Source organism: Acinetobacter guerrae (assembly GCF_009372255.1).
Taxonomy (GTDB): domain Bacteria; phylum Pseudomonadota; class Gammaproteobacteria; order Pseudomonadales; family Moraxellaceae; genus Acinetobacter; species Acinetobacter guerrae.
In genome coordinates, this window is sequence record NZ_LXGN01000045.1 from 261470 (window position 1) to 271334 (window position 9865).

Consider the following 9865-nt stretch of genomic DNA (forward strand, 5'->3'; position numbering starts at 1 on the left):
CGTGCATGTTGCACGACTTTTCCATTTTAAGAAGAAAGCGAATGCGTTACCCTGCATGGAAATATGTACTGATTGTAGTTGTTCTTATTATCAGTACACTTTACGCGCTGCCAAGTTTGTATCCAGATGAACCTGCTGTTCAGATTTCAGGTGCCAAAGCCGGTACTCAAATTGATCAGAGCATTATACAAAAAGCAGAGCAAATTTTAAAAACTGCCAATATTCCAAGCCATGACAATAGCTTCAGTGCCAATGCAGCCTTATTGCGTTTAAGTTCATCTGAAGATCAGCTTAAAGCACAGGATGTATTACGTCGTGACTTGGGTGAAAACTATGTGGTGGCACTCAATCTTGCACCAACAACACCTGAATGGTTGCAAAAGATTGGGGCAAAACCAATGAAACTTGGTCTTGACTTACGTGGTGGTGTCCACTTTCTACTCGAAGTAGATATGGACAAAGCCATTACGCAACGTATGGAAACGTCGGCAAGTGATATTCGTCGTCAATTCCGCGACAACAATATCAAGTTTAATAGTCTTTCACTCAACAACAATGCGATTACCGTTCAGTTTGCCAACAATACTGACCGTGATTCGGCTATGGATTTTTTACGTCGTAATGGTAATGAGTTCACACAACAGGCTGTAGCAACTGAAAGTGGCTCAAGCTTGCGTTTGACTTATACCGATGCTCGTCGCCAAGAAATTCAGTCTTATGCAGTGAATCAGAACTTAACCACATTGCGTAATCGTATTAATGAATTGGGTGTGGCAGAAGCACTGGTACAAACTCAGGGTAATAACCGCATCGTGGTGGAATTACCGGGCGTACAGGATACAGCAGAAGCCAAACGTGTTTTAGGCCGTACAGCGAATCTCGAATTCCGTTTGGTTTCAGACCAGAACGATCAATATATTGACCGCTATACAGGTAAATATAATGGTCAGCCATTACCGCCTGGTACAGAAGTATTTGCTTACGAATCACTAGATAGTGGTCGTCAGTTATTGCTGAACCGTAACCGTATTTTGACCGGTGAACGTGTTCAAAATGCCAGTTCTGGCTTTAGTCAGGATACAGGCGGCGCAGAGGTGAACATCACACTAGACAGTGCGGGTGGTAAACTCATGGCAGATGCTACACGTAATTCTGTCGGAAAACGCATGGCCGTATTGTTTATTGAAAATAAACAACGTATTAGCTATGTGGCCGATCCTGTAACAGGCGCACAAACAGAAGTTCGTACACCCTATACAGAGTCGGTAGTCATTAATGCTGCAACCATTCAAGCTGTTTTGGGTTCACAATTCCGTATTACTGGACTTGCATCTCCACAAGAAGCTTCTGAACTTGCATTGATGTTACGTGCAGGCGCATTGGCAGCACCAATGTACTTTGTTGAAGAACGCGTTGTTGGCCCAAGCTTAGGTCAAGAAAATATCGACAAAGGTATCTTATCGACCGAAGTCGGCTTTATTTTAGTCGCAATCTGGATGATCATTTTCTTCCGTCTGTTTGGTTTGATTGCCAACTTCGCCTTGGTCTTTAACCTTGCCATGATTTTAACGGTAATGTCGTGGATTGGTGCTTCCCTTACCTTACCAGGTATTGCAGGGATCGTGATCACCATCGGTATGGCAGTTGATGCCAACGTTCTGATCTGTGAACGAATACGTGAAGAAATGAAATGGGGAGCATCGCCCAAACAAGCCATTGTTGCGGGTTATGATCGAGCATATAACACTATTTTTGACTCAAACCTCACTACGTTCCTTGTTGCATTTATTCTTTTTGCCATCGGTACAGGTCCAATTAAAGGCTTTGCAGTGACTCTGATGATTGGTATCGTCTGCTCGATGTTTACTGCAATTACAGTGACTCGTGCGATTGTCCAGCTCATTTATGGCAAACGTCGTAATTTGAAAAAGTTGAGCATATAAGGAGATCGATGATGACTGATGTGACTCAACCAAAACAATACGGCCGCCCAGATAACGAACGCATTATCCCGTTCATGAAGATCGCCAAACCAGCGGCAATCTTCTCGATTCTACTGACACTTGCCAGTATTTTCTTTATCGCGACCAAAGGTTTAAATCTTGGTCTTGATTTTACGGGTGGTATCTCAGCAGAAATTAATTACTCACAGCCTGTCAATCAAGCTGCGGTAAGTCAGGCTTTAGAAAAAGCAGGTTTTAAAGATGCTGTAGTGCAAACTTTAGGCAGTAATAAAGACCTACTGGTACGCATGCCTGTACAAGAAATTAAGGTAGATGACTTAGGTAAAGCAATTTCTCAAGCGGCTCAGCTTCCAAACAATACTGCGATGGTACACAAAGTCGATGCAGTTGGTGGACAGGTCGGGAATGAGCTTTATATCCGTTCTGCGGGTGCTGTGGCTTTGGCACTTTTACTCATGCTCATCTATGTCACCATCCGCTTTGAGTTCAAACTGGCACTTGGTGCGATCATGTCATTATTCCATGACATTTTAATCATCATTGGTGCGTTTGCATTGTTTCAATGGCCATTTGACCTGACTGTTCTTGCAGCAGTATTGGCGGTAATTGGTTTCTCTTTGAACGATAATATCGTCGTGTCAGACCGTATTCGTGAAAACTTTCGTAAGATTCGCGGTGCAACTCCACGCGAGATCGTTGATATTGCACTGACTGAAACGTTACGCCGTACCATTCATACTTCTATGACGCTACTTCTTGTTGTGGTGTCTATGATGTTCTTGGGTGGAGATGGCTTAAAATGGTTCTCTGTCGCGATGTGTGTCGGTGTATTTGTCGGAACTTATTCTTCAATTTATATCGGAACAGCCTTTGCCTTATGGCGTGGCCTAAACCGTCAGGACTTCATCGTTCAGGTTAAACCTGAGTTTGAAGATGATATTCCTTAAATATCTTTGAAAAAGTTAAGACGTAAAAATGCCAGTGAAATACTGGCATTTTTTATTAAAAGTGCTTATTTCTCACTTCTTTCTCTTGGCTTAATTGTTTTTGACGCTCTTGCTGATTGATACACTCAAGCTTAATCAGTAGATAAATAATGGCATAATAATATCGAGTAATTAAGGCAAAAAATAAAAATGTATAAAATGAAGATAAGTTGATTGTTACTTTACCAATAAATAACTTCTCGTAGACTTCAGCACCGAATGAACAAAAAGCACAAATTAAAAATAAATAATAAAGACAAGTGATATCCCGATCAGTGACTTTTAATTTCATATAACACCCAAAGTTTTACTTTAAAAAATTTATACATTTAAATTTATAATCTGAATTTTTGGCACAATAAACTGACCACACCCCATTCCAGAACGCCACGCCACACTCAGCATGGCATGTCCCAAATCAAAACATTGATACGCAAATACACCTACACGTTCATCAATAATCTGGCCATTGTCGTGTGTTGGATGCATCTGAGTATTTAAAGTATTTAAATCCAGACGAATCCCCATGCCATGCGCTTTTAATAATGCCTCTTTGGTGGTCCAGACCTTAAACCAATAATTGATATCTTCCCCTAAAGCTTTCCAACATTGGTATTCTTGCGGATGAAAAGCATGTTGAGCCAATGCTTCAAAGCGGATTTTTCGATCCAAGCTTTCTATATCCACACCCACATCCTGAACATTTAAACTCAGTGCCAATGCATAGTCATTCTGGCTATGCGAATGATTAAATTGTAAGGAATGATCGAGTAGATAGGGTTTACCTTGCTCCGCAATCGCATACTGTAATTGTGAAATAGGCACATGTAAAAATTTTGAAATTAATTCATCACGATACTGATAAATTTTGTTTTTTTTATAAGCTTGATATTCAGTACGACTGGCAAAATCTTGAACAGATACATTAAGAAGATCAGCCAATGATCGAATATACACCTCAATATTTTTTATGCTCATTGGCTCACTTCTGGATAAAATTATTTTAGACTGAGTTAAAACTTAACAATATCCCCTTTTAGCGCCACACTTGTCACAGCCATACCTTTATAGCATTGGTAAGTCGTACTGCTTTTCGCTTCATTGGATTTGAAATAGCTCACAATATTGGTGACTGCATTGCCGCCTTTAGCCTTTGCTGCACTTTGTAACTGAATCAGAGCTGAACGTAATACTCGATCACAAGAGCTTTCAGCAGACTTGGCAAAGCCATTGGTTTTTTTATTCGTAACAGCTCCCTGTTGTAAAACCTTGCCACCTGATTTTGTTCCACTCAAATAAAACTTTACAGAACCATCTAGTGTTCCATCAGCGACTGCATGATCTACAGCTGTTTTAAAATCAAAATCATGAACTTGATCTGCTGCCTGTACAGTTCCCATTAATCCCATACAAAGTACAGCAAGGCTGAATTGTTTCTTAAGTGACATTGTTGTATTCCTCTTATTTAAGGTTTTTAAAAATTAAGGAGGTATTAATTCCCCCAAAAGCAAAATTGTTACTCATAATAATATTGGCATTTAAAGGTCTTGCGTGCCCTGTAATATAATCCAGATCACCACAAAGCGGATCAATATGATCTAGATTTAGAGTTGGAATGAATTGCTTCCGATGCATCATTTCGATGCTCAGCCATGCTTCAATCGCGCCACAAGCACCAAGCGTATGACCAAAATAACTTTTCAGTGAGCTAATCGGTTTTTTACCCAAAACTTGTGCAGTGGCTTGGGTTTCAGCAATATCACCCTGATCAGTCGATGTTCCATGTGCATTAACATAATCAATCTGATCCGCCATTAGTCCTGCATCTTTTAAAGAGAGTTGCATACAACGCGCCATCATCTCTTGATCGGGTCTGGTTACATGCTGACCATCGGTATTACTGCCATAACCCAAAATTTCTGCATAAATTTTTGCGCCCCGTGCTTTGGCATGCTCATATTCTTCTAAAATTAAACAGCCTGCCCCTTCACCAATCACCAACCCATCACGGTTTTGATCAAAAGGCCGCGGAGTTCGTTCAGGCTGATCATTCATACCACTGGTGGCTAATAATACATCAAATACCGCAGCCCCAGCCGCACTGAGTTCTTCTGCACCGCCAGCCAGCATCACGGTTTGTTTGCCGTACTTAATCGCTTCAAAAGCCTGTCCAATCGCCATTGAGCCTGATGTACAAGCACTAGATGTCGGTAATGTTAAACCCTTTAAACCGAAATAAACGGTCATATTTACCGCACTGGTATGTGACATCATTCGAATATACGTGGTCGCATTCATTTGGCTCATGTCATTATCAATCAACATACAACCAAATTCGCGTACGGCATCGACACTTCCCGCAGATGAACCAAATGCCACACCTGCATCGCCACTTTTTAAAATGGGATCATTTAATAAACCTGCATCTGTCAGTGCAGTTTCAGCGCAGACCACTGACATTAAGGCTACTCGGCCCATTCCACGTGTGACTTTGCGATTAAAATGCTTTGGAACCGTAAAGTTTTCGACAGGCCCACCCAGCTTGGTGCGCAAATCTGTATATTTCTCCCAATCGGGCATATAACGAATGCCACTTTTAGCCTGAGCAAATTGTTCAAAAATAGCATCTGCCGTTTCACCAAGCGAAGTAATTCCTGCCATACCTGTGACCACAACACGCTTCATTAGATCAGCCCTCCATTGACTGAAATCACTTGTCGTGTGATATAAGATGCATCATCGGAACACAAAAATTTCACGACACTGGCAACTTCGTCCACATTTCCCATACGTTGCAATGGAATCATTTTTAAAGCATGTTGCTTGACTTCTTCAGTAACCATTTCAGTTTCAATTAGACCCGGAGCGACGCAGTTGACGGTAATTTTCCGCTTTGCCAACTCTAGTGATAAAGCTTTGGTCGCACCAATTAAGCCCGCTTTTGCGGCACTATAATTGACTTGACCACGATTGCCCATGACCCCAGAAACTGAAGATAAGGTCACGATACGCCCCCCTTTTCTCAAATGAATCATCGGCATAATTAACGGCTTAAGCACATTATAAAAACCATCCAGAGAGGTCGAAATTACGTCATCCCATTCATGATCACTTAATGCTGGGAAAGCAGCATCATGGGTTAAACCCGCATTTAAGACGACACCATAAAATGCGCCATGAGTTTCAACATCTTGCTCAAGCATCTGACGCACAACTTCACGTTCAGTCACGTCAAACATCAATATATGACTATTTTGCCCTAAACTTCGAATTTGCTCTGCTACAGCTTGGGCTTCTTCAACACGCGAACGCGCATGAACCGTAACATCAAAACCAGCCTGCGCGAGCTGCAAAGCAATCGCTTTACCAATTCCACGACTTGAGCCAGTGACTAAAATACGTCTATTCACACATTTTCCTTATTATCTTGATCGCCTGTCGGCTCATAAACACTTAATAGGGCTGAGATTTTATGATTTTTATAGTCAATCTCACAGGCAAATTGTCCCAAACCTTCATGTAAATATTGCTGTTCGACCCGAATGATTAAAGTACTCCCTATTTCAAAAAAAGGCACAGGTAGATTTAATTTACGTGTTCCCAATAAAAAACCAACTTTGGGAGTATGACCTTGCTGTTGCCCTTTCCAACCTGAAAAGGCACTGATGGTTTGTGCCATCAGCTCGATACTGGTCCATGTCGGTAAACCCTCTACACCACAGAATAAAAGTTCTGGGCGAATGTTCAGATTGGCAACGGCAGATTGTTCAAATATCTCGACCAAATCATCGATAAACACCATCGGTTCTTGATGAGGAATATATTCAATTGCTTTTTGCTGAATATTCATGGCAAAGATCTTCCAAAAATTAAGCTGACATTACTGCCACCAAAGGCAAATGAATTACTCATGACATAATTTAAAGGTCGATCAACAACTGTTTGTGGACTAACCCTACTTTGATTAACAAAGTGTTGGTCAGCCAATTCAGGATCAAGTTGACCTTGTTGATGCAGCGGCAACCATGTCTGATCGAGCAAAACCTGTTGGCAGATATAAGCCTCAACTGCACCAGCAGCACCCAGACAATGCCCAGTTTTGTGTTTGGTGCTACTCATCGGCACACCATGCTCATTGAAAACCTGTCGTACTGCCTTAATTTCCATCGCATCGTTTTGCGGTGTGGCTGTACCATGCAAATTTAAATAATCAATCTGACTGGCATTCAACTGAGCATCCGCCAAAGCGCGTTGCATGGCTTGAGCAGCGCCTAAACCTTCTGGATGCGGTGCAGAAATATGCCATGCATCCATCGATTCACCACCACCAAGAAACATCACTGGAGCAGAATCTTTGGTCAATAGAAACAAACTGGCGGCTTCACCGATATTAATACCATCTCGCTCAAGACCGCATGGCTGACAAATTCCCTTTGATAGACTTTCCAGACTATCAAAACCATTTAAAGTTAAACGGCACAGTGTGTCTACCCCACCCACTAAAACGGCATCAGCGAGATCAGCATTGAGTAGCCTTTGCCCCGCAATAAATGCTTTGGCACTGGATGAACATGCAGTCGAAATGGTATAAGCTGCGCCCTGCCAGCCTAAATAGGCCTGCAAGCCTTTAGCCAATGCGTTCATTTCCTGTTTATGATGATCGATAGACGAGCCAACATTTCCCTGAAAATGTTGAGCCAATAGCGGCTCATTATCTGCAATACCAGATGTTGATGTGCCCATCACAATCGCTAAGCGGCTTAGGGGAATCTTTTCAGTTAAATCACGTAAAGGTATTTCAATTTGTTGTAAAGCCGTCACAGCAAAACGTAAATTACGAGATGAACAAGCTTCACAGGCATTTGGTAAGTTTTCTATCAAATGTCCTGTATATGCCCCTACCCAGACCGAACGCTCAGGCAGCCATTCAGATTGTATAGATAAGCTGGTTTCTGACAGAGTTAAACGCTGACGTAACTGTTCAGGACAATTGCCTAAAGCTGAAAGGCTGCTGCTCAGTTGAATACCAACAGCAGAAGAATTTTGTTTTTGTTGCATAATTTTATCTATTCATTGGACTGCAAAGTATTTTCAATTGGTGAAAATGTCATTTGATAAGGCACTTGAACATTTTCAAGATAAATCTGATCGTGTTGATGATGAATCTTTAAAACCAAATTTTTTTGAATATAAATCTCTTCATCCGTTTTATTCAATTTTTTTTCCATGACCTTTGACTGCTGACTGTCAAAATCAGGATAGGTCGCCAATAAAATATCACGAACTAAAAATTCGAACGGTAATAAACGCATTTGCTCAATACGCTGTTTCACCTGAATATGTTGACCATTGTATTCAACTTGGAATAACTGCTGACCTGTCAAGCTCAACGCGATTAATTGCAATACTTGTCCGTGCTGCTGCTGATAGAGTAGAAAGCTAAAACTCTGCTTGCGCCATTGTACATCCACCTGATCTTGACGCTGATACGTTTGCTGTTGCCATGTCCCGCTCTCAAGACCCACAGCTTTAGGCATCATATGCTGACAACCCGAAAATGCGGTCAATATACAGCCCAATAACAATAAACGAATCCATTGCATCTTAAATTTCCGATAGCTGTGCAGGAGAAATATCTTCACGGCAATACTCAGCCAGAGTGGCTAAGCGGCGTTTGGCATTTTTATACATCGGATTGCGTTCGTCCCATGCATAACCAGCCAAAAGTGAAGCAATCATCCGTTCAATGTCTGGATTTTTGTGTCTGGAAAATACGACATCCTGAAACTCACCTGTATACCATGCTTCAACATAGGCACGAAATACATTGATTCCCTGACGCAAGGGTTGTTCATATTCAGTTTGCCAATCAATTTGCTCACCTTTAATCGCACGTTCCACCAGTGGGATTGCCAGACTAGATGATTTTAAAGCGATAGTGACTCCTGACGAAAACACAGGATCTAAAAACTCACCCGCATTACCTAATAATGCATAATTAGACTGCGCCAAATGTTTAACATTGGCAGAGTAACCGACCAATGTCCGCACAGGTGTATCAAACTTTGCCTGAGCCAGAACTTTAGACAGGCTCTCGTCATCTGCCAAAATCCGTTTTAGTAAGACTTCATTTTGATCCTGCTCGGCATTGCCAGTCAGATAAGCATCAAAAAAATCCTGTTCTGCGACGACACCAAAAGAACTACGTCCATCGGCAAAAGGAATCAGCCAATACCATGCACGATGATCTTTATCATGCACAGTAATCAAAATTTTATTGCGATCAAAGTCAGTATCAAGCCCAATACCATCTTCAATGTGGGTAAACAACGCACGACGTACAGGAAAATTTGAAGGTGATTCTAGATTTAAAAATTTAGGTAAAATTCGACCAAAACCGCTGGCATCCAATAAAAATTTTGCCTGAATTTGATAGGCTGTACCCTGTTCAGGCTGAATCGTCAAAATCGGCTGTGAGGTTTTAACATCCACAGCAATGACTTCATGTCCAAATCGAATATCAGCACCTAAAGCTTGCGCCCCTTCAGCTAATAACTGATCAAAATCAGCACGGCGAACTTGCCATGTCGTCCCCGGCCCCTCACTAAATTTTTGGGTAAAGTCATAAAAACTGCGCTTCCCTCCTCGTAAAAAAGCTGCGCCATTTTTAAACTGGAAGCCGCATGTTCCGACATGTTCACGTACGGTGTCTAATAAACTCGCCTCATCTAAAAAGACCATACATTGTGGTAATAAAGACTCACCAATTGAAAACCGAGGAAAATGCTGTTTTTCAATGATAGCGACCTGAAAACCTTTTTTTCGTAATAAAGCAGCTGCTGAACTGCCCGATGGCCCTGCCCCAATAATGATCACATCTGTTTGTTGTATCGTGTTTTGTTGCATATCTTGCAT

At 41.6% G+C, this 9865-nt stretch carries 11 protein-coding genes; 2 read left to right on the forward strand and 9 right to left on the reverse strand.

Annotated features, from left to right (window positions below; translation table 11 throughout):
• Positions 1-41 precede the first annotated feature (41 nt).
• Together secD and secF are read left to right on the forward strand one after the other, a co-directional pair.
• A complete protein-coding gene (gene secD, locus A7A69_RS12840; protein ID WP_152877911.1) occupies positions 42-1943 on the forward strand; it encodes a protein translocase subunit SecD in 1902 nt (633 codons plus the stop codon).
• Positions 1944-1951: 8 nt separating this feature from the next.
• Entirely contained in the window at positions 1952-2911 is a 960-nt protein-coding gene (gene secF, locus A7A69_RS12845; RefSeq protein WP_151980799.1) for a protein translocase subunit SecF, read from the forward strand.
• Between the two features lie 55 nt (positions 2912-2966).
• Here the strand turns inward: secF and A7A69_RS12850 are convergent, their stop codons facing one another.
• Genes A7A69_RS12850 through A7A69_RS12890 form a run of 9 tightly spaced genes read right to left on the reverse strand, consistent with a single transcriptional unit; the run spans position 2967 to position 9865 of the window.
• Entirely contained in the window at positions 2967-3242 is a 276-nt protein-coding gene (locus tag A7A69_RS12850) for a hypothetical protein (RefSeq protein ID WP_152877913.1), read from the reverse strand.
• A 29-nt stretch (positions 3243-3271) separates the two neighbouring features.
• On the reverse strand, positions 3272-3928 hold the full coding sequence (locus A7A69_RS12855; protein ID WP_152877915.1) for a 4'-phosphopantetheinyl transferase family protein: 657 nt from the start codon (positions 3926-3928) through the stop codon (positions 3272-3274).
• A gap of 35 nt (positions 3929-3963) precedes the next feature.
• Complete coding sequence (locus A7A69_RS12860; RefSeq protein ID WP_152877917.1) at positions 3964-4398, reverse strand: excinuclease; 435 nt, start codon at positions 4396-4398, stop codon at positions 3964-3966.
• A 13-nt stretch (positions 4399-4411) separates the two neighbouring features.
• Positions 4412-5635, reverse strand: a complete 1224-nt coding sequence (locus A7A69_RS12865) for a beta-ketoacyl-ACP synthase (protein WP_152877919.1) — start codon at positions 5633-5635, stop codon at positions 4412-4414.
• Positions 5635-6360, reverse strand: a complete 726-nt coding sequence (locus tag A7A69_RS12870; RefSeq protein WP_187349223.1) for a 3-ketoacyl-ACP reductase FabG2 — start codon at positions 6358-6360, stop codon at positions 5635-5637. The genes A7A69_RS12865 and A7A69_RS12870 overlap by 1 nt, the downstream gene beginning before the upstream one ends.
• Complete coding sequence (locus A7A69_RS12875; RefSeq protein WP_152877921.1) at positions 6357-6800, reverse strand: hotdog family protein; 444 nt, start codon at positions 6798-6800, stop codon at positions 6357-6359. The genes A7A69_RS12870 and A7A69_RS12875 overlap by 4 nt, the downstream gene beginning before the upstream one ends.
• Entirely contained in the window at positions 6797-8008 is a 1212-nt protein-coding gene (locus tag A7A69_RS12880) for a beta-ketoacyl-[acyl-carrier-protein] synthase family protein (protein WP_152877923.1), read from the reverse strand. Before A7A69_RS12880 ends, A7A69_RS12875 begins: the two co-directional genes overlap by 4 nt.
• A gap of 8 nt (positions 8009-8016) precedes the next feature.
• Positions 8017-8553 (reverse strand): DUF3261 domain-containing protein, encoded by a 537-nt coding sequence (locus tag A7A69_RS12885; RefSeq protein WP_152877925.1) that lies wholly within the window; start codon positions 8551-8553, stop codon positions 8017-8019.
• 1 nt (position 8554) lies between these two features.
• Positions 8555-9865, reverse strand: coding sequence for an NAD(P)/FAD-dependent oxidoreductase (locus A7A69_RS12890; protein ID WP_152877927.1), 1311 nt, complete (start codon positions 9863-9865; stop codon positions 8555-8557).

Excerpts from the sequence above, each read along its gene's own strand:
- A7A69_RS12855 (WP_152877915.1), bottom strand. The coding sequence starts at position 3,928 with ATGAGCATAAAAAATATTGAGGTGTATATTCGATCATTGGCTGATCTT.
- A7A69_RS12890 (WP_152877927.1), bottom strand. The coding sequence starts at position 9,865 with ATGCAAGATATGCAACAAAACACGATACAACAAACAGATGTGATCATT.
- A7A69_RS12860 (WP_152877917.1), bottom strand. The coding sequence starts at position 4,398 with ATGTCACTTAAGAAACAATTCAGCCTTGCTGTACTTTGTATGGGATTA.
- A7A69_RS12885 (WP_152877925.1), bottom strand. The coding sequence starts at position 8,553 with ATGCAATGGATTCGTTTATTGTTATTGGGCTGTATATTGACCGCATTT.
- A7A69_RS12875 (WP_152877921.1), bottom strand. The coding sequence starts at position 6,800 with ATGAATATTCAGCAAAAAGCAATTGAATATATTCCTCATCAAGAACCG.
- A7A69_RS12850 (WP_152877913.1), bottom strand. The coding sequence starts at position 3,242 with ATGAAATTAAAAGTCACTGATCGGGATATCACTTGTCTTTATTATTTA.
- secF (WP_151980799.1), top strand. The coding sequence starts at position 1,952 with ATGATGACTGATGTGACTCAACCAAAACAATACGGCCGCCCAGATAAC.
- A7A69_RS12880 (WP_152877923.1), bottom strand. The coding sequence starts at position 8,008 with ATGCAACAAAAACAAAATTCTTCTGCTGTTGGTATTCAACTGAGCAGC.
- secD (WP_152877911.1), top strand. The coding sequence starts at position 42 with ATGCGTTACCCTGCATGGAAATATGTACTGATTGTAGTTGTTCTTATT.
- A7A69_RS12865 (WP_152877919.1), bottom strand. The coding sequence starts at position 5,635 with ATGAAGCGTGTTGTGGTCACAGGTATGGCAGGAATTACTTCGCTTGGT.